The sequence below is a fragment of the Amycolatopsis sp. NPDC058278 genome (assembly GCF_042881395.1).
Lineage (GTDB): Bacteria > Actinomycetota > Actinomycetes > Mycobacteriales > Pseudonocardiaceae > Amycolatopsis.
The window spans coordinates 40,559-59,711 of sequence record NZ_JBHVXZ010000033.1 but is presented as its reverse complement, the minus strand read 5'-3'; the positions used below and the strand labels follow the sequence as shown (position 1 = coordinate 59,711).

Here is a 19,153-nt window from a genome sequence, read left to right as displayed (position 1 = left end):
GAAGATCAGGTGCGGCGCTCGGTCAGCCAGACGTGCGCGCGCTTCCACACGACCCGCAACCCCGACCGCTCGCCGAGATAGTCGCCCGCCGCACCGACGACCGGGAGCATGCCGAGCGCCCGGTGGAACAGGTTGCCGCGCGGGCGCTTCTCCAGTTCGCCCGTGATGGCGAGGAGTCCGCGGCCGAGCCGCCACAGCGTGCGGCCGGCCGCCTTGACCGTCGCCTTGCCGTGCTTCTTCTCCGACGCCCTCAGTTCCTCGGTCAGCTTCGCCGCTTCGTCCACCTCCGCGGCTTCGTCGTGCTCCGCGTGCTTGCCCGCCGCGAGATCCGGGTCGATCTCGCGCTCGAAGAGCACCGACGCGATGAGCCGGACCCGCGTGCCGACGTCGGTCACCCCGTACTCGCCCGCGATCGCGCACAGCAGCAGCCCCTGCGACGCCGCGCCCAGTGCGTCCTGCACCGGCAGGCGGTCGGCCAGCGCGCCACCCAGGCCGGGGATCGACGTCAGCAGCGCCGTGAACCGGCCGACGCGGTTCATCCACCAGCTCGACCGGTCGTACCCCGTCATCCGCGCCCACGCCGCCGTGCCCGGCACCTTCACCGACGTGACGCCGTGGATCAGCTTCGCCTTCAGCCCCGACTCGACCTCGGCCAGATCCTCCGAAGCACGCGCCTGCAGGCCGAACGGGTCGGACTCGCGCAACGCGTCCAGCATCGGCCCGCACGCCCGCACGAACGGCCGCAGCACCGCCACGACCTGCCGGTCGGAGATCGACTCACCCACGTCCCGCTCCCCTTCCCACCGCCCGGCGCGGCGCGCCGCCGAGCACCATCGCGCCCGGCAGCGCGCTCGCGCCGAGCAGCAGCAACGCCCGCCAGTCCTGGATCAGCACCAGGTCACCGCCCGGGCCCAGCAGGCCGACCCCGAACACGACGAGCACCCACAGCGCCAGGGGTACCCAGGAAAGCCCGGGGCGCACCAGCTTCGCCGTGGTCCACACCAGCCACGGCGTGGTGACGGCGCCCACGAGAACCGTCACCGGCACCGGGACCACCCCGATCCGCAGCGGCAGGAAGAACAGCTCCAGCAGCGCGAGCAGCACCGTGTCCACGGCGAGCAGCGCGAGCAGCAGTCCCCGGTCGAGCGTCAGCCGCTCCTCCACGGTCACAGCCCGCCGAACAGGTCGTGCCCGGCACCGTCGCCCGGGCCGTGGGCAAGCACGAAGCAGTCCTGCGCGAGGATCGGCTGGGCGATCTCGTTGGTCAGCGCGAAGTACGGCACCTCGCCGTCGACGACCGCGAGCTGCGTCGCGTGCGCGCGCAGTGCCGCCACCTTCGCGGGCAGGTACGCGGCGACGTCGAGCACCGTCGTGATCTCTTCGTCCGGCGTCGTGGGCAGTTCGCCGTCTTCCGGCACGTCGAACACCGGGTCGCGGTCACGCAGCGCGACCAGCCCGGCGCGCACCGCCTTCCGCGACGCCACCGTGTGGAACACCCGCTCCACCGAGCGCGCGCGGGGCGCCGCCGCCATCGTGATCTCGTGGGCCCGGATGTGGTCGGGGTGACCGTAGCCGCCGAAGGCGTCGTAGGTGACGACGACCTGGGGCTGGACCTCGTCGATGATCTCCGCCAGCTGTGCGGCCTGCTCGGCGGCGGACCCACCGGTGAACGCCCTCGGGTGCGACGCCGACGGCGTGCCCGCCATGCCGGAGTCGCGCCACCGGCCGAGGCCGCCCAGGTACCGGTGCCGCGACACGCCCAGCGCGGCGCACGCCGCCCTCAGCTCCGTGACGCGGTAGCCGCCCAGCTGGTCGGCGGCGTGGGCCCGCAGCCCGTCCAGTTCCCCGAGGCCGGGCATGACCTCGCCCTCTTCACCCAGCGTGCAGGTCACCACGGTCACCTCGGCGCCTTCGGCGGCGTATCGTGCGATCGTGGCGCCGGTGGTGATGCTCTCGTCGTCGGGATGGGCGTGGACGAGCAGCAGCCTTCGCGATACCGGGGAGATCACGGGTTGAGCGTAATTCCCGTGCTCCGACGTTCGTCGGGGACACCCTCGGTTATCCTCGCGCGAGTCGCGACCGCCGCGTCGCGATCGTCTGTACCCCCACGAAGGGCATCTTGGTGAGCACTGAAGCAACTTCGGCGGACGTCGCCGGCGTGTCCGGATCCGTTCTGTCGATCTCCGACCTGAGCGTGTCGTTCCAGACCGAGGACGGCGTCGTGGACGCCGTCAAGGGCATCGGTTTCGACGTGCAGCCCGGCGAGATCGTCGCCGTGGTCGGGGAGTCCGGGTCGGGCAAGTCCGTCACGTCGATGTCGGTGCTGGGCCTGCTGCCCAAGACCAGCCGGATCGCCGGTGAGCTGCGTCTCGGCGAGCGCAACCTGGCGGATCTCAAAGAGAAGGACATGCAGAAGATCCGCGGCAACCAGGTCGCGATGATCTTCCAGGAGCCGATGACGGCGCTGAACCCGGTCTACACAGTCGGCTGGCAGCTGCGCGAGGCCCTGCGTTCGCACCTCGACATCGCCAAGGACGCCGCCGACAAGCGCGCGGTCGAGCTCCTCGACATGGTCGGCATCCCGAACCCCGAGCAGCGGTTCAAGCAGTACCCGCACCAGCTCTCGGGCGGCCTGCGCCAGCGCGTCGTCATCGCCATGGCGATCGCCTGCGACCCGAAGGTCATCATCGCCGACGAGCCGACCACGGCGCTCGACGTCACGGTCCAGGCGGAGATCCTCGGCCTGCTGCGCAAGCTGCGGGACACCCTCGACACGGCGATCGTGCTGATCACCCACGACATGGGCGTCGTCGCCGACATGGCCGACCGCGTCATCGTGATGTACCAGGGCGAGATCGTCGAAGAGGCGCCGGTGCGCGAGCTGTTCGCGTCGCCGAAGGAGGACTACACCCGGCGGCTGCTCGCCGCGGTGCCGGTGCTCGGCCAGCGCCCCGAGGGCCGCCGGCTGCTCGACGACGCCGGCATCGCCGCCGACAGCACCGAGGCGGCCAAGATCGCCGAGGAGATCCGGCTGGCCGACGCCGAGCTGGAGGCCGTGATCGAGGAGGCCGCCCCGGCCCTCGAGATCAAGAACCTCGTGCTCGAGTACCCCGGCCGCCGCGGCCAGGCCAAGAACCGCGCGGTCGACGACGTCTCGATCACCATCGCCAAGGGCGAGATCGTCGGCCTGGTCGGCGAGTCCGGTTCGGGCAAGTCGACGGTCGGCCGCTGCGCCGTCGGCCTGCTGCGCGCGACCCAGGGCACGATCGCGATCGCGGGCAAGGACATCACGACGATGTCGGCGAAGGACCTCCGCCCGCTTCGCCGGTTCTTCTCGATCGTGTTCCAGGACCCGGCGTCGACGCTGGACCCGAAGATGACGATCGGCGAGTCCATCGCGGAGCCGATGGTGCTGCACAAGGTGCTCTCCGGCAAGGCGCTGTCGGCGCGGGTCCGCTCGCTGCTCGACAAGGTCGAGCTGGGCGGGCACTACATGAACCGCTACCCGCACGAGCTCTCGGGCGGCCAGCGCCAGCGCGTGGCGATCGCCCGGGCGCTGTCGCTCGACCCGGCGCTGCTCATCGCGGACGAGCCCACGTCGGCGCTGGACGTGTCGGTGCAGGCCCGCGTGCTGGACCTGTTCCTCGACCTGCAGCAGTCGCTGCAGTTCGCCTGCCTGTTCATCAGCCACGACCTGGCGGTGGTCGACCTGCTCGCCGACCGCGTCGCGGTGATGCAGCACGGCAAGCTGGTCGAGGTCGGCACCCGCGACCAGGTGCTGCACTCGCCCCAGCAGGACTACACGCGCCGTCTGCTGTCGGCGGCCCCGGTCGCGGACCCGATCCTGCAGGCCGAGCGCCGCGCGGCCTGGGAGGCCGGCAGGCTGGCCCCGGTGGCCGACTGACGTTTCCGACGCGAGGAAGGGCCCGTACCCGGCTGGGTGCGGGCCCTTCCGCGTTTCCGGGCCAGAGCTGGAGAGCCGGGCGTCAGCCGACGCGGATGCGGGGGTCGAGGATGCCGTACAGCAGGTCCGCGACCAAGTTCGCGATCACCACGCTCGCCGCGATCACCACCAGCCAGCCCATCAGCACCTGCGGGTCGTTCTTGTTGACCGCCTCCACCAGCAGCGTGCCCATGCCGTGCCAGTTGAACACCGTCTCGGTGATGATCGCGCCCGTCACCGTGGCGCCGAAGTTGACCGAGAACAGCGTCATCACCGGGATCAGCGCGTTGCGGAACGCGTGGCGCCAGATCACGCGGCTGTTCGACACGCCCTTGGCACGCGCCGTGCGGACGTAGTCGGCGCCCAGGACCTCCAGCATCGACGCCCGCTGGAACCGGCTGTACGCGGCGAACGTGATCGCCATGATCGACAGCGTCGGCAGCAGGAACGCGCCGACGTACTTCGCGAGCGCGTCGCCGACGCCGGTCGCCGAGAGGCTCTCCGGGCTCGTCGTGCGCAGCCACGGGTCGCCGAGGACGTCGGACAGGCCCAGGTCGCGGACCCAGATGTTGGCGCGGATCGCGTAGCCCTTGAGGACGATCGCCACGCAGAAGATGGGCATCGAGAACATCAGGAACGCCAGCGTCGTCGCCAGGTAGTCCCAGATCGAGTACTGCTTGACGGCGGCGAGAACCCCCACCAGCACGCCGAAGATCAGGGCCAGCACCGACGCCGTCAGCACCAGCTCCAGCGTCACCTTGAACGCGGCCATCACCTTCGGCTGGACCAGGGCGAACGCGTTGCCCTGCGCGATGGAGATGCCCCAGTCGCCGGTCAGGAAGTGCCCCAGCCAGCTGAAGTAGCGGGCGACGACGCCCTGGTCGAGGCCGAGCTTGTGCTCGGTCTCGGCGATCGCCGCGGCACTGATCCCCGGTTTGCTGCGGATCTCGCCGAGCGGGTCGCCGGTGTTGGCGACCATGATGAAGCACAGGAACGTGCCCACCAGCAGGACCGGGATGGAGATGACCAGCCGGCGGAGCACGTAAAGCACGAGATTCATCCGAAACCCCCAGGTCCGGCGATCCGCGCGTGAAACGCCACGCGGGGGTGACCGGTTCCGGTCACCCCCGCGTCGCGCGTTCAGGCCTTCATTCTCCGCTGGCGCGGGTCGAAGGCGTCGCGAAGACCGTCACCGATGAAGTTGATCGTCAGTGAAATCAACACGAGCACGATGAACGGCCCGAAGAACAGGGCCGGTCGCGTCTGCAGCTGGGCGTAGTTCTCCAGGATGACGCGGCCGAGCGAGGTGTCCGGAAGCTGGACACCCAGGCCGATGAACGACAGCGCGGCTTCCGCCAGCACGGCCTGCGCGACCGCGAGGGTCGCGTTGACCGTGATGCTGCCGACCATGTTCGGCACCAGGTGCTTGAAGATGATCCGGAACGTTCCGGCGCCCGACGCGCGAGCCGCGTCGACGAACTCGCGCTGGGACAGCGACATCGCCTCGGCGCGGGTGATCCGGGCGATCTGCATCCAGCCGAACGCCGCCAGCACCAGCGCGACGATGTACCAGGAGCCGCCGCCGAACACCTTGGCGAGGATGGCCGCCGCGGCGATCTGCGGGATGATCAGGAACAGGTCCGTCACCCGCGAGATCGCCGAGTCGGAGAACCCGCGCAGGTAGCCGGCGATCGCGCCGAAGACGACGCCGATCACGGTGGCCAGGATCGACACGGTGAGCGCGATGAGGAGCGAGTACTGCGTGCCGCGCAGCACCTGCGCCACCATGTCCTTGCCGACCTGCGTCGTGCCGAGCGGGAACTCGCCGCTGGGCTTGGCGAAGGAGGCGAACGAGCTGTCCTCGTAGTTGTGCTTCCAGAAGAGCGGCATCAGGATGCTGATCAGCACGATCAGGACGAGCACGGCCGTCGACGCCATCGCCAGCTTGTGGTGCAGGAACTTCCGCAGGACCAGCTTGCCCTGGCTGCGCGGCTCGGGCAGCGCTTCCGGGGGAAGCGTGCCTTCGGCGACAGCGGTTTCGCTTGCGAGAAGAGAGTTCAAGTCAGCCAACGCGAATCCTCGGGTCCAGGATGCCGTACATCAGGTCGGCGATCAGGTTGGCGACGATGACACTGCTGGCGATCACCACGAGCCAACCCATCATCACCTGAGTGTCGTTCTTCGTGACGGCTTCCACCAGCAATGTGCCCATACCGTGCCAGTTGAACACCGTCTCGGTGATGATCGCGCCGGCGAGGACCGAGCCGAAGTTGACCGAGAACAGCGTCGACACCGGGATCAGGGCGTTGCGGAACGCGTGCCGGAAGATGACCCGGCCGTTCGCGAGGCCCTTGGCGCGGGCGGTGCGCACGTAGTCCGAGTTCATCACCTCGAGCATCGAGGCGCGCTGGAACCGGCTGTACGCGGCGAAGCTGATCGCCATGATCGACAGGGTCGGCAGCAGGTACGCGCCGATGGTGCTGGTGATGAAGTCGCCGACGCCGTCGGTCTTCAGCTGCTCCGGGCTGGTCGTGCGCAGCCACGGGTTGCCGAGGACGTCGGAGAGGCCGAGGTCGCGGACCCAGCCGTTGATCTCGATCGCGTAGCGCTTCAGCACGATCGCGACGCAGAAGATCGGCATCGAGAAGAGCAGGAAGGCGAGGGTGGTCGCGAGGTAGTCGATGAGCGAGTACTGCTTCACCGCGGCGAGCACCCCGACGATGATGCCGATGATCAGCGCGAGGATCTCGGCGCCGACGACCAGCTTGAGGGTGACGCCGAAGGCGGCCAGCACCTTGGGTGCGACCGGCGCGAGGGCGTTGCCCTGGGCGATGGAGATGCCCCAGTTCCCGGTCAGGAAGTCACCGAGCCACGTGAAGTAGCGGGGCACGATGCCCTGGTCCAGCCCGAGCTTGGCGGCCGTGGCGGCCAGCGCTTCCTTGCTGATGGTCGGGTTCTGCCGCAGCTCGCCCAGCGGGTCGCCGGTGCCGGCGACCATGACGAAACACAAGAAAGTCCCGACCAGCAGGACGGGAATCGATATCGCCAGACGGCGAAGGATGTAGATCACCAGGTTCAACGAACTGCTCCTCATCCGGGCCTGGTCGTCAGAAGTGCGCTGGACCGCTACCCGGTTGTCTACCGTAGTGGCGGTAACCCTACGGTCAACAGCTACTTCCGGTGGGTACCGGGGCCCGGCTCGTGGCCGGGCCCCGGTACCTCCCAGGTCATCTGGAGCGAGGGGAAAGAAGAGTCGGGACGAGCCCTACTTCTTCTGCTCCCACTCGCCGACGTTCCACAGAACACCGTCGTACGACTGCATGTAGACGCGGTCGATGCCCTTGAACGCCCACATGCTCGGCGTCTGGAACAGCGGCAGGGTCGCGTAGTCGTCGGCGATGGCCTTGTCGGCTTCCTGGTACTTCTGCACCTTGACCTGCTCGTCGGTCGCCTTCACCGCAGCGTTGTAGGCGTCGTCGATCTTCGGGTCGCAGAGGTTCTGGTAGTTCTGCTCGCCACCCTTGTCCGGGCAGACGTAGATCGACTTCGACTCCGCCTTGAACGGCTGGGCCGACCAGCCGAACAGCGCGACGTCGTAGTCACCGGTCGAGACGCGGCCACCCTTGAGGAAGTTGGCGTCGGTCTCGTCCTTGACCTCGATGCCGGCCGCCTTGGCCTGCGAGATGATGATCTCGACGGTCTGGCTGCGGCGCGCGTTCTGGTTGTGCGTGATCTTGAACGAAGCGCGCTGGCCGCCCTTGGCGAAGATGCCGTCGGCACCCTTGGCCCAGCCGGCGTCGGTCAGCGTCTTGGCCGCCGCCTCGGCGCCCAGGCCCGCCTTGCTGCCGTACAGGTCGGTGTAACCGGGCTCACCCTGGAAGAACACGACGCTGTTCAGCGGCTCCGCGTCCGCCTGGACCTCCTTGAGCAGCTTGTCCGTGATCTCCTTGCGGTTGACCGACTCGAGGAACGCCTTGCGGAGGTCCTTGTCGGCGAACATGCGCTTGAAGTTCAGGTCGAGGTGCTCGTAGGTCAGCTGCGAGGCCGAACCGTAGGTCACGCCCTGCGCCGCGAGGCCCTTCATCGTCTGGGCCGCGGTGGCGTCCGGCTGGGTCGACGCGGCAACGTCGATCTCACCGTTCTGCAGCGCGGTCGCCATGGCCTTGGTGTCTTCCATGGCGCGGACGATGATCTTCGACGGGCCACCCTTGCCGCCCGCCCACAGCGGGTTCTTCTCCAGGGTGACGGCCTTCTGGTTGGCGTCGAACGCGGTGATCTTGTACGGGCCCGACGACGGCATGATGTCCGCCTTGAAGCCCTTCCACTCGTTCGACCAGAAGTCACCGGCGGCCTTGATCTGGGCCGGGTCGCCGGTCGGGGCCAGCTTGGTGATGTCCGCGATGCCGGTCTTGGCCTCGAGGATGTGCGCGGGCATGATCGCCGGCGAGTTGAACAGGCCCTTGTAGTCGAGGTAGGGCTCGCTGTAGTCGGTGACGAAGGTCAGCGGGTCCTTGCACTCGGCCTTGCTGATCAGCGAGTAGCCGGTGGTCGACGCCGAGTTGAACGGGTTCTTGCCGTCCGGGCCCTTGGCCAGGCCGCTCTGCGACAGCCACGCCAGGTACATGTCCTTGCAGTCGTACGCCTGACCATCCGACCACTTGATGTTCGGCTTGATCTTGTACGTGACCTGCTGCGGGTCCTTCTGCGTGACGTCCCACGAGTCGAAGACGTCGTTGTTCAGCAGGATCTTGTTGTTGCCGTCGAGCTTCAACGTACCGGAGAGCACCGCGGTCAGCACGTAGTTGTTGTACGAGCTGTTGGTGTCCGGGGTCTGGTTGTTGTACCCCGAGTACCCGTCGTCGATACCGACCGTGACCGTGCCGTCGTACCCCGGGGTGGCCGCGAGCTTGAACAGGTCACCGGTCTCAGCCTTGCCGGCAGCCATCGCCTTGACGTCGGTCGACGATCCGTTCTGGTCGGTGTTGCCCGAACCCGAATCGCCGCCGCTGCAGGCGCTCAGCAACAGCGAAGCGCCGGCGACGAGCGACAAAGCGGAGACAGCTTTGGATCTCCTCATGAAGTGTGCCCTCCTAGCACTGAGCCCTTGAATATCGGGACAAGGGCCCACACCGCTCCGGTTTGGATGGGCCGGAGCCTACGACACGCCAAGCGACACTCAACTGGCGCACTGCGGGTGCACGCTAGAAAGGAAAAGCACCGACAGTCACCAGTTCAGGGTCGATCGTGACCAAAGGGTGACTTCCAGTCGACATCCAGAAATACGACGGTTACCTCATGGATTCACAACGTCCCACTCGAAGGCGTTGGTGAAGATCACCCGGTAGTACTGAATGCGTAGCCAACCGATTACTTCGGGCCGCGAGTCCAGTTCACCGCCGACCCGAACGGGCCCACCATCGGGGGACCGGGCGTGACGCCGGAGATACCCGATCCGATCGCCAGGGTGTCAGCCAATTGGAACAGCGGAATCACCACGTTCTGGCGCCAAAGTTCAGGCTCAAGAGTGGTGAGCGCCTCGGTGACCGAGGTCGATCCGGACAGCGCCGCGTCGATCGACGGCTGCAGCGCCGGGTCGCAGAAGCCGGCCGCGTTGCCCGGGACGACGGGCTTGGTCTTGTCCACGCCCGAGGCCGTCTGCTCCGGGCGGCAGCCGAAGGTCGAGGCGAGGACCGACGCGGTGTCGCCGCCGACCGCCTGCGGGACGACGGCGATGTCGATCCCGACGTTGCCCGCCGAGTCGCCGGTCGACTGCTGGACCCCGCCCACGACCGGCATCGCCAGCAGGCCGCTGAACAGGTCGCGCGGCTGCGGCGTGATCGCGTTGACCTCGATGCCCTGCGCGGCGAGCTCGCTGGTGAGCTCCTTGGCGATCGTCGCGTACGGCTCCTGGGCAGCCGGGGAGGCGATGACCAGCGAGAGCGCCCGGCCGTTCTTGCGCCAGGTGCCCGCGGTCTTGGTGTAGCCGGCCGCCGTCAGCGACTGCTCGGCCTTGGCGACGTCGGGCGCGGTGGGCGGGCCGGGCGGGATGGTCGCCGCGTAGCCCTTCACCGACGGCGCGGTCACCTGGGCGTCGGCGTGGAGCGCCGACGACGGGCCGCCGTTGACGCCTTCGGTGATCAGCTTGGTGCGGTCGATCAGCGCGGCCACCCCGGCGCGCACCTGGGCGTCCTGCAGCGTCGCGCTGACCGGGCGCAGCAGCACGTCGGCCACGAGCGGGCGGGCCACGGTGTGCAGCCGCACGGCGGAACCGAGCTCGCCGAGCAGCTTGAGCTCGTCGCCGGTGGTCCGCGCCAGCGCGAACTGGTCGTTGCCGCTGCGCAGCGCGGCCAGCAGCGTGTTCTGGTCCGACCGGCGGAGCACGATCCGGTCGATCGCGGCGGGCTTCTCCCAGTAGCGCTCGTTGCGCTCGAGGATCACCTCGCCGCGGGCGGTGTCCAGGCTCTTGATCGAGAACGGGCCGGCGACCGCCGGGAAGTTCGACGCGAGCGCCCCGCGCCAGCCGTCGGGCGCGTCCTTGAGCAGGTGGGCAGGCAGCAGGTCGGAGAACAGCGTCTGCCAGCCGGGGTACGGCTTGGCGAAGGTGACCTCGACGCGCTTGCCGCCTTCGCGGGACTGCAGGTCGGTGATCTGCCGGTAGCCGGCGGGCCCGATCACGCCGGGCTGGTCGCGCAGCTGGGTGCGCAGGTAGTCGAAGTCCTCGGCGGCGATGGGCGCGCCGTCGGACCAGGAGGCGTCCGGCCGGATGTCGTAGGCCACCACGAACGGCTGCTGCGAGATCACCTCGGCGGACTTCATCAGGTTCTTGTCGAGCTGGGTGGTGCCGTCGTCCTTCTGGCGGAACACCGAGGGCAGCAGCAGCTGCGAGAGCGCGGAGGTCACCTGGGACGAGTCCGCGAGGTTGTGCGGGTTGTACCCGCCGAGCACGTCGTCGACGCCGACGACGATCTGCGACGGCGTCTTGCCGGTGGTGGACACGGGCGCGACCGACGACGACACGACCGGGGGTGGCGGGGTGTTGGAACAGGCGGTGAGCAGCACGGCCGCGAGTGCCAGTACCGGCACCGCCTTGCGATTCACCCGCACGCCCCGTTCCTCCCAGTTTCGCCCGATCGGGTCAGCCATGCTCCCACGACCCCCTTCGCCGCCGAAACCGAGATTCCCATACCCGGATCGGGCGGCGCCGCCGCCCCAAGGTGGGCGCTATCGGAGAAGACGCGCGGAACACCGTCCGGGTTCCCGGACCGTTCCGGAACGGCGGAACGAACACGGCCCGGACACGAAAACGGTTCACGTCGATGGCCGGCGCCAGGCGCTGAAACCGCCGCGAACCCTATAAAGATATAAGGAGAAGAACGGCGGAATTCATGACGCTGGGTCCGCCACCGGCCGACCCAGCGTAAGGGATCGGGCACGAAAAAACCTCCCGGTGACGCGCACCGGGAGGTTTTTCCGAAGCCGGGAGATCAGCCGTTGTCGCGGCTCTTGGCGCGCGAACGCTCCTTCGCGCGGGTGTTGACGTCCAGGGTGACCTTGCGGACGCGGACGACCGAGGGCGCGACCTCGACGCACTCGTCGACCGAGCAGAACTCGAGCGCCTCTTCCAGGCCCATCTTGCGCGGGCGGGCCAGGGTCTCCATCACGTCGGCGGAGGACTGACGCATGTTGGTCAGCTTCTTCTCCTTGGTGATGTTGATGTCGAGGTCCTCGAAGCGCGGGTTCTCGCCCACGACCATGCCCTCGTACACCTCGGCGCCCGGCTCGACGAAGAACGAGCCGCGGTCGGCCAGCTGGATCATCGCGTACGCGGTGACCGGCCCGGTGCGGTCGGCGACCAAGGAGCCGCTGTGCCGGGTGCGGATCTCCCCCGCCCACGGGAAGTAGCCCTCGAACACGTGGTTCGCGATGCCGGTGCCGCGGGTCTCGGTGAGGAAGTCGGTGCGGAAGCTGATCAGGCCGCGCGACGGGAGCACGTACTCCAGCTTGATCCGGCCGCTGCCGTTGCCGCTCATGTCCTCCATGCGGCCCTTGCGCGCCGCCAGGAGCTGGGTGATCGCGCCGAGGTGCTCTTCCGGCGAGTCGATGTAGAGGCGCTCGAACGGCTCGTGCAGCTTGCCGTCGATCGTGCGCAGGACCACCTGCGGCTTGCCGACGGTCAGCTCGAAGCCCTCGCGCCGCATCTGCTCGACGAGGATCGCCAGCGCGAGCTCGCCACGGCCCTGGACCTCCCAGGTGTCGGGGCGCTCGGTCGGCAGGACGCGGATCGAGACGTTGCCGATCAGCTCCTGGTCGAGGCGGGCCTTGACCAGGCGCGCGGTGACCTTGTCGCCGCCGTTGCGCCCGGCCAGCGGCGAGGTGTTGACGCCGATGGTCATCGAGATCGCGGGCTCGTCGACGGTGATCCGGGGCAGCGCCACCGGGCTGTCGGCGTCGGCGAGGGTGTCGCCGATGGTGATCTCCGGAATGCCCGCGATGGCGACGAGCTCGCCGGCGCTGGCTTCGGTCGCCGGGACACGGGTGAGCGCCTCGGTGACCAGCAGCTCGGAGATGCGCACGTTCTGCACCGTGCCGTCCTCGCGCATCCAGGCCACGGTCTGGCCCTTGCGCAGCTTGCCGGCGTGGATGCGGATCAGCGCGATGCGGCCGAGGAAGTTGGACGCGTCGAGGTTGGTGACCAGCGCCTGCAGCGGCGCGTCGAGGTCGGCGGCGGGCGGCGGCACGTGCCGGAGCAGCGTGTCGAACAGCGGGTCGAGGTTCTCGCTCTCGGGGATCTCACCGTCGGCGGGCTGCTCCAGGCTCGCCTTGCCGGCGCGCGCGGAGGCGTAGACCACCGGGAGGTCGAGGATCGCGTCGTGGTCGGCGTCCTCGATGTCGCTGGCCAGCTCGAGCAGCAGGTCGTGGGTCTCCTCGACGACCTCGGCGATCCGGGCGTCCGGGCGGTCGGTCTTGTTGACCAGCAGGATCACCGGCAGGCCCGCTTCGAGGGTCTTGCGCAGCACGAACCGGGTCTGCGGGAGCGGGCCCTCGGACGCGTCGACCAGCAGGACGACGCCGTCGACCATGGCCAGGCCGCGCTCGACCTCGCCGCCGAAGTCGGCGTGGCCGGGGGTGTCGATGACGTTGATCGTCACGGAGCCCTCGGGCGTCTGGCGGTGGATCGAGGTGTTCTTCGCGAGGATCGTGATGCCCTTTTCGCGCTCCAGCTCGCCCGAGTCCATCACGCGGTCGACGAGCTCGGCGCGCTCGGCGAAGGCGCCGGACTGGCGGAGCATCGCGTCCACCAGTGTGGTCTTGCCGTGGTCGACGTGGGCTACGATCGCGACATTGCGCAGGTCGGGCCGGGTCTTACCGGTCGGCCGGCCGGTTTCGACGGTAGCGCTGGCTGCGGGCACGCGAGAACTCCTGAACTTCAAGGGTTGGATGGCCGCGCAAGCCGTTCAGGCATCCGTGACCGGCTCTGGTCACACGCGGACCTCACCCAGGATACCTGCCACCCCATTGTGAGCGGCCCCACGCCCCCCTGTCGGTTAGGCTGGCCTAACGTGGAAACCCGGTGAGGGTCGCCGATCCGGAAGGTGCGTGCGCATGGGCAAGAAGCCGAAAGACCCGCGGAAGGTCGTGCGCAAGCTGATGAAGGCCGGCAAGGTCAAGAAGAAGTGCTGCCGGTCGAAGCCGCGCTGCAAGAAGTGCCCGGTATTGGCTCTGAAGAAGGCGAAGCTGGATCTGGCCGCCTGAGTGCTAGTGGGGGACGGCCTCGTTGAGCAGCCGGAGCTCCGGCGCGGTCTTCGTCGGGGAGAACTCGATGACCTCGTACTGCGCGAGGTGTTTCACGCAGAACGGGTCGGACGCCAGGATGGCGTCGAGCTTCCCCCGGGACATCGGCCGCGTGATGATCACGCCGCCGGTGCGCGGGTTCCGCCGCCCGGAAGCCAGGAAGTGGCCGTGTTCGTACTGCTTGTTCAGCCACTCGGCGTGGTCCGGGAGCGCGTAGTCGATTTCCTCGATCGGGGCCGTGTAGTTCAGCAGGACGACATACATGGTTATGACCGTAACTCCGCTCGCGCGCTTGCGCGTCCGGACGATGCGAAGTGGTGACGGAGCGGGCTATAGTCGGCGGCGTGCACGCGCAGACCTCCAGCTGGTGGCCGCCCTCGGCGGCCTGCTGACCCTGCGCTGAACCAGCCAGTGGCCGCCCCGGACGGGCGGCCTTTTTCGTGCCTTCTCCGGGGTGGCCCCCGCCTCGGAAGGAACCCACGATGAGCAAGCTGTCCGGCATCACGCCCTCCGGTCACGTCCACCTCGGCAACCACCTCGGGGCGGTCCGCCGCTGGGCTCGCGAAGGCGGCGCGGACGACCTGTACTTCGTCGCCGACCTGCACGGCATGACGACGCCGCACAACCCGGCGAAACTCCGCTCCCTGGCGCGCGAGCAGCTGGCCGTGCTGATCGCCGCCGGCATCGATCCCGAGCGGGTGTTCGTCCAGTCCGACCTGGCCCGCGAACTGGGCGCGCTGACCTGGGTCCTGGAGTGCACCTGCAACTACGGCGAAGCCGCGCGGATGATCCAGTTCAAAGAAAAATCAGCGGCGCGCAGCGCCTCGGTTGAGGGCGGTGGCGGGGGCATGGATGGAAAGTCCAAAGGGCAGGCCGGGGTGCGGCTGTCGCTGCTGACCTACCCGGCGCTGATGGCCGCCGACATCCTGCTGCAGGGCGCGGACGAGGTGCCGGTGGGCGAGGACCAGCGGCAGCACGTGGAGCTGACGCGGACCCTGGCGAAGCGGTTCAACGGCACCTACGGCGAGGTGTTCACCATCCCGCGCGCGGTGCTGCCGCCGGCCGGCGCGCGGGTGAAGGACCTGGCCGACCCGACGCGCAAGATGTCGAAGTCGGCCCGGGACGCGGTGGGCGTGGTGTTCGTGCTCGACGAGCCCGACCAGATCCGCCGCAAGATCCGCCGCGCGGTCACCGACGGCGGTTCGGTGCCGGTGCACGCCCCGGAGACGCGGCCGGGGATGGCGAACCTCCTGGAGATCCTCGCCGCCTGCCGTGGCGGGTCACCGGCCGACCTGGCGGACGAGTTCTCCTCGTACGGAGCGGTGAAGGACGCCGTCGCCGACGCGGTGATCGAAGAGCTGCGACCGCTGCGCTCGCGGGCGGTGGCGCTGCTCGACGACGTCGCCGAGCTGGATCGCGTGCGGAAGGCGGGCGCGGAGCGGGCTCGCGAACGCGGCTCGCACCGGCTCGACGCGGCGCTGCGGATGATCGGCGCTGCTGCGTCGATCGGTGACCAGTCCGGCCACAGCCACGGCCGCGTGACTTCGTAGCAACGGTCACGTGCCGAGCGCGAGGCGGCCTACTTTTGGCCGGACTGGTCACTGAGCAGCGCGCGGAAGGCCGGCAGCAGGATCCGGTCGGCGGGCAGCCAGTCGACGTCGTCGAGGTCGTCGGGCCCGAGCCAGCGCACGGCTCGGTGCTCGACGGCCCGCGGCTCTTCCCCGGGCGAAACGAGCTTCGCGGCGTAGATGCGGAGAACCCGGCCACCGGGCAGCGGGATGTCCTCCCCGACCCGGCGGCCGACCTCGACGACGACGTCGAGCTCCTCGCTGCATTCTCGGGCCAGCGCGAAGGCCTCGGACTCCCCTTCCTCGACCCGGCCGCCGGGCAGTTCCCACTGCCCCGCGTGCTTCGGCGGCCAGGCCCGCTGCTGGGCCAGCAGCTTGCCGTCCCGCACCAGGGCGGCTCCCACGATCACAGCGTTCACAGTCCCGGAACTTACCCGGAAGCCCCGCCACCGGCCGTGCGCCAGACGACCACGAACCGCGCGCCGCCGTCCGGGGATTCGCCCACCTGGACGCGGCCGCCGCGGCGGCGGACCGTCTCCGCCACCATCGCCAGGCCCAGTCCCGTGCCGCCCGAGGACCGGGCCCGGTCGTCCGCGATGCGGTAAAACCGGTCGAACACCTTTTCGCGGTGCTCCGGCGCGATGCCCGGGCCGTCGTCGTCCACCACCACCCGCACCGATGACCGCGACGCCAGCACCGACACCACGATCTGCCCGCGCGCGTAGCGGCACGCGTTGCGCAGCAGGTTGTCCAGCACCAGCTCCACCTCCGCGTGCGCGGCCGACGCCCACGCCTGGGCGACCGCCGTGCTCACCCGGGTCTCCGGGACGCCCGCCGGGAGCCGGGCCACCGCCGCGCGGACCTCGCTCACCAGCTCGACCGGCGAAGCGGGCGGCACCTCCCCCGCGTCCGAGCGGGCCAGCGACAGCAGCCCGTCCAGCAGCGACGACAGCCGCTCGGCCTCGGTCAAGATGTCCGACAGCGTCTCCTGCGCCAGCTCCGGATCGGGGTTGGTGACGGCGACCTCGGCCTGCACCCGGATCGAGGCGACCGGCGAGCGCAGCTCGTGCGCGGCATCTCCGGTGAAGCGCCGGAGCCGGTCGCTGGCCTGTTCCTGCCGTTCCAGCAGCGCGTTGAACTCCTCCGCCAGCGCGCGCAGCTCGTCGTGCGAGTCCGGCAGCGCCAGCCGCGCCCCCGGCGGCAGCGACCGCACGGAACCCCGCATGCGCGCGACCGGCCGCAGCGACAGGCGCACCACCAGCCACGTCGCGAAGCCCGCCACCAGCGCGCCGACCACCGCGACGACCACCAGCCACACGCCGCCGTAGTGCACCGCGGCGGCGAACCCGACCAGGCCGGCTCCCGCGACGACCAGCCGCTGCGCCCCGTCCGGCGCGCTGACGACCGTGCCCAGGTACCGCGCGCCGTCGCGCTGGACCGGCTGACCGGCCTTGAGCGTGGAGACGTCCGCGGGCGTCAGGCCGGTCGGGGTGCCGCCGTCCACCGGCGTGCCCGCGATGTCGAGCACCCGCAGCGTCACCGGGGCGGAACCGGACAGCGGACGGCCCGCGCTCACCTCGGCGCCCGCCGGGCCCAGCGCTCCGGAAAGCTCCCGGTCGACCGAGCCGATGAGCCGCGGCGAGAGGTTCGACGCGGCCAGCGCCGCGAGCCCGAGCAGGCAGACCAGGGTGATCGTCGCGGCCAGCACGGTGATCCGGGCCTGCAGGGTCCGGCCCCGCCACCAGGGGATCACGGGGTGATGACCTCGTCGAGCTGCGCGTCGGACGCCAGGTAGCCGTGCCCCCGCACGGTCCGCAGCAGCGCGCCGGCCCCGACCGCGTCGAGCTTGCGGCGCACGTACCCGACGTAGACCTCGACGAGGTTGCGGGTCACCGCCTGCTCCTCGCCCCAGACCGCGCGCAGCAGCTCGTCCTTCGTGACGACCGTGCCCGCCCGCCCGACGAGGACCTCCAGCAGCGCGAACTCCCGCGGGCTCAGCCCGACTTCTTCGTCGTGCCAGTGCACCTGCCGCAGCCCGCGGTCGACGGCCAGCGCGCCGAGCCGCAGCGTGCCGCGGCCGGCCTCCGGCCCGGCCCGGCGCAGCACCGCCCGGACCTGCGCGACCAGCACCACGAACGAGAACGGCTTGACGAGGTAGCCGTCGGCACCGAGGTCGAGGCCGTCGGCCTGGTCGACCTCGCCGTCCTTGGCCGAGACGAGCAGCACCGGCGTGGTCACACCGTCCTTGCGCAGCCGCTCCAGCACGCGGTAGCCGGACAGGCCCGGCAGCATGATGTCGAGCAGGACGACGTCGAACGAGCCCGTGCTCGCCAGCTGCAGGCCGGTGGGCCCGTCCGCGGCGGTGACCACGTCCATGCCCTCCGCGCGCAGCCCGCGCTGCAGCGCCTTCCGCACGCCCGGTTCGTCGTCGACCACCAGCACCCGAGGTTTCACGATTCTCATCATGGCCGGTTTGCGCAGGTCGTGCGTCGGTTCTCAGCGCGATCTCAGCCTGGGAGGGAGAACCTTCAGGGGTATCTCAGCCTCGAGAGGGAAGCGTCGTGGCCAGGGAGCCGGGCACACTCGAGTCCGGGAACACCACAGGGAGAGACGCATGAAACCGAAGACGAAGGGCATCACCGCCGCGGTCCTCGGCACCGCGCTCGGTGCCGGTGGCCTCGCGTTCGTCGCGATGCCGGCCAGCGCCGACGACAAGCCGGCGCTGCCGCAGGTCAGCGCCGAAGACCTGGTCCAGTCGGTGGCCAAGGCGAAGCCGGGCGCGTTCGACGGCACGCTGAAGGTGAGCAACGACCTGGGCCTGCCCGCGCTGGGGAACGCCGTGCCGGGCGCGTCGGCGCTGAACATGGACTCGGCGCACATCTTCACCGACGGTGCCGGCAAGAGCCGGCTGGCCGTCACGCAGGGCGCGAGCCAGCAGACCGTCGTCCACGACGGCACCACCGTCTGGGACTACAGCTCCAAGACGAACACCGCGACCAAGGTGACCATCCCGGCCGACGTGGCCCAGCAGAAGGGCGCGGGCAGCGAGAAGACGGCTGACCCGCTGACGGCTTCGACGGAACTGCTCGCGAAGGTCCGCGAGAGCAGCACGGTGTCGGTCGACGGCACCGCGAGCGTCGCCGGCCGCCCGGCCTACGAGCTGGTCCTGACGCCGAAGCCGACCGAGCGGACGCTGCTGCGCGAGATCCGCGTGGCGGTCGACTCCCAGACGCGGATGCCGCTGCGGGTGGCGGTGCTGAGCAACGGCACGGCGACGCCGGCGCTCGAGGTGGCGTTCACCGAGATCGAGTTCACCCAGCAGCCGGCCGACCTCTTCACCTTCACCCCGCCGAAGGGCGCCAAGGTGCAGGAGAAGACGCCGACGATCGACCAGCAGCACAAGGACCTCGCCGAGCAGGCGAAGCAGGACGTCAAGGTCGTCGGCGACGGCTGGGACACCGTCGTCACCGGCAAGGTCCCGGCCGACGCGCTGAACGCGGCGCCGAAGCAGCAGTCCGGTCGTGAAGGACGCGGCGGCAACGCGGACCCGAAGGCGCTGCTCGAGCGGTTCGCGAAGAAGGTCAACGGCGCGTGGGGCAGCGGCTACCTCGTCACCACGAAGGTCGGCAGCGCGGTGCTGACCGACGACGGCCGGTTCGCCGCCGGTGCGGTGCCGGAGCAGGTCCTGTACGAAGCGCTGGGTCAGAAGTGACCAGCACGACTGTGGAGTCCGGCGCCGTGGTGGCATACGAGTGCCCCCCCCCCGGGGTCCCCCGCGCCGCCCGGGCCCCGGGCCACCCCCAGGGCTACAGCATCACCGACCCGGTCAAACACACACAACAACACAACA

Annotated in this window: 17 protein-coding genes; 4 read left to right on the top strand and 13 right to left on the bottom strand. The window is 69.8% G+C overall.

Going from position 1 to position 19,153, the window contains the following annotated elements; genetic code table 11:
• Window positions 1–5: 5 nt before the first annotated feature.
• From ACFVYA_RS19275 to mshB, 3 genes are read right to left on the bottom strand one after another with little or no spacing between them, the layout of a single operon-like run.
• Window positions 6–785, bottom strand: a complete 780-nt coding sequence (locus ACFVYA_RS19275; protein ID WP_387046594.1) for a hypothetical protein — start codon at window positions 783–785, stop codon at window positions 6–8.
• Window positions 778–1,170 carry a hypothetical protein gene (locus ACFVYA_RS19270; RefSeq protein ID WP_387046592.1) on the bottom strand — a complete coding sequence of 131 codons (393 nt, stop codon included), beginning with the start codon at window positions 1,168–1,170 and terminating at the stop codon, window positions 778–780. Before ACFVYA_RS19270 ends, ACFVYA_RS19275 begins: the two co-directional genes overlap by 8 nt.
• On the bottom strand, window positions 1,167–2,009 hold the full coding sequence (mshB, locus tag ACFVYA_RS19265; protein WP_387046590.1) for an N-acetyl-1-D-myo-inositol-2-amino-2-deoxy-alpha-D-glucopyranoside deacetylase: 843 nt from the start codon (window positions 2,007–2,009) through the stop codon (window positions 1,167–1,169). The genes ACFVYA_RS19270 and mshB overlap by 4 nt, the downstream gene beginning before the upstream one ends.
• Window positions 2,010–2,122: 113 nt before the next feature.
• Here mshB and ACFVYA_RS19260 point away from each other — a divergent pair, with 113 nt between their 5' ends.
• Window positions 2,123–3,904: an ABC transporter ATP-binding protein gene (locus ACFVYA_RS19260; RefSeq protein ID WP_387046587.1), complete on the top strand. Its 1,782-nt coding sequence runs from the start codon at window positions 2,123–2,125 to the stop codon at window positions 3,902–3,904.
• An 82-nt stretch (window positions 3,905–3,986) separates the two neighbouring features.
• On the opposite strand, the gene ACFVYA_RS19255 is transcribed toward ACFVYA_RS19260, so the two are convergent.
• The 6 genes from ACFVYA_RS19255 to typA form a co-directional block, all read right to left on the bottom strand.
• Window positions 3,987–5,003 carry an ABC transporter permease gene (locus tag ACFVYA_RS19255; protein ID WP_387046585.1) on the bottom strand — a complete coding sequence of 339 codons (1,017 nt, stop codon included), beginning with the start codon at window positions 5,001–5,003 and terminating at the stop codon, window positions 3,987–3,989.
• A gap of 80 nt (window positions 5,004–5,083) precedes the next feature.
• On the bottom strand, window positions 5,084–6,013 hold the full coding sequence (locus tag ACFVYA_RS19250) for an ABC transporter permease (protein WP_285986119.1): 930 nt from the start codon (window positions 6,011–6,013) through the stop codon (window positions 5,084–5,086).
• Window positions 6,006–7,022 (bottom strand): ABC transporter permease, encoded by a 1,017-nt coding sequence (locus ACFVYA_RS19245; RefSeq protein WP_387046582.1) that lies wholly within the window; start codon window positions 7,020–7,022, stop codon window positions 6,006–6,008. Before ACFVYA_RS19245 ends, ACFVYA_RS19250 begins: the two co-directional genes overlap by 8 nt.
• A gap of 186 nt (window positions 7,023–7,208) precedes the next feature.
• The gene (locus ACFVYA_RS19240; RefSeq protein WP_387046581.1) at window positions 7,209–9,020 is read right to left on the bottom strand and encodes an ABC transporter family substrate-binding protein; all 1,812 of its coding nucleotides are present in this window, start codon (window positions 9,018–9,020) and stop codon (window positions 7,209–7,211) included.
• Between the two features lie 290 nt (window positions 9,021–9,310).
• Window positions 9,311–11,047: an ABC transporter family substrate-binding protein gene (locus ACFVYA_RS19235; RefSeq protein ID WP_387046580.1), complete on the bottom strand. Its 1,737-nt coding sequence runs from the start codon at window positions 11,045–11,047 to the stop codon at window positions 9,311–9,313.
• 380 nt (window positions 11,048–11,427) lie between these two features.
• A complete protein-coding gene (typA, locus tag ACFVYA_RS19230; RefSeq protein WP_387046579.1) occupies window positions 11,428–13,353 on the bottom strand; it encodes a translational GTPase TypA in 1,926 nt (641 codons plus the stop codon).
• A gap of 193 nt (window positions 13,354–13,546) precedes the next feature.
• On the opposite strand from typA, the gene ACFVYA_RS19225 reads away from it, so the two are divergent.
• On the top strand, window positions 13,547–13,696 hold the full coding sequence (locus ACFVYA_RS19225; RefSeq protein ID WP_167455137.1) for a hypothetical protein: 150 nt from the start codon (window positions 13,547–13,549) through the stop codon (window positions 13,694–13,696).
• A 3-nt stretch (window positions 13,697–13,699) separates the two neighbouring features.
• On the opposite strand, the gene ACFVYA_RS19220 is transcribed toward ACFVYA_RS19225, so the two are convergent.
• Window positions 13,700–13,999: a YciI family protein gene (locus tag ACFVYA_RS19220; protein WP_086677642.1), complete on the bottom strand. Its 300-nt coding sequence runs from the start codon at window positions 13,997–13,999 to the stop codon at window positions 13,700–13,702.
• A 218-nt stretch (window positions 14,000–14,217) separates the two neighbouring features.
• Here ACFVYA_RS19220 and trpS point away from each other — a divergent pair, with 218 nt between their 5' ends.
• Window positions 14,218–15,285 (top strand): tryptophan--tRNA ligase, encoded by a 1,068-nt coding sequence (trpS, locus tag ACFVYA_RS19215; RefSeq protein ID WP_387046577.1) that lies wholly within the window; start codon window positions 14,218–14,220, stop codon window positions 15,283–15,285.
• 29 nt (window positions 15,286–15,314) lie between these two features.
• Here the strand turns inward: trpS and ACFVYA_RS19210 are convergent, their stop codons facing one another.
• The 3 genes from ACFVYA_RS19210 to ACFVYA_RS19200 are packed head-to-tail and all read right to left on the bottom strand — an operon-like array spanning window position 15,315 to window position 17,769.
• Window positions 15,315–15,722, bottom strand: a complete 408-nt coding sequence (locus ACFVYA_RS19210; RefSeq protein ID WP_364012329.1) for an NUDIX domain-containing protein — start codon at window positions 15,720–15,722, stop codon at window positions 15,315–15,317.
• Between the two features lie 11 nt (window positions 15,723–15,733).
• Window positions 15,734–17,056 carry a sensor histidine kinase gene (locus ACFVYA_RS19205; RefSeq protein WP_387046574.1) on the bottom strand — a complete coding sequence of 441 codons (1,323 nt, stop codon included), beginning with the start codon at window positions 17,054–17,056 and terminating at the stop codon, window positions 15,734–15,736.
• On the bottom strand, window positions 17,053–17,769 hold the full coding sequence (locus ACFVYA_RS19200) for a response regulator transcription factor (RefSeq protein ID WP_285986127.1): 717 nt from the start codon (window positions 17,767–17,769) through the stop codon (window positions 17,053–17,055). Before ACFVYA_RS19200 ends, ACFVYA_RS19205 begins: the two co-directional genes overlap by 4 nt.
• A 148-nt stretch (window positions 17,770–17,917) precedes the next feature.
• Here ACFVYA_RS19200 and ACFVYA_RS19195 point away from each other — a divergent pair, with 148 nt between their 5' ends.
• On the top strand, window positions 17,918–19,015 hold the full coding sequence (locus ACFVYA_RS19195) for a sigma-E factor regulatory protein RseB domain-containing protein (protein WP_285986128.1): 1,098 nt from the start codon (window positions 17,918–17,920) through the stop codon (window positions 19,013–19,015).
• The last annotated feature ends 138 nt before the right edge of the window (window positions 19,016–19,153 follow it).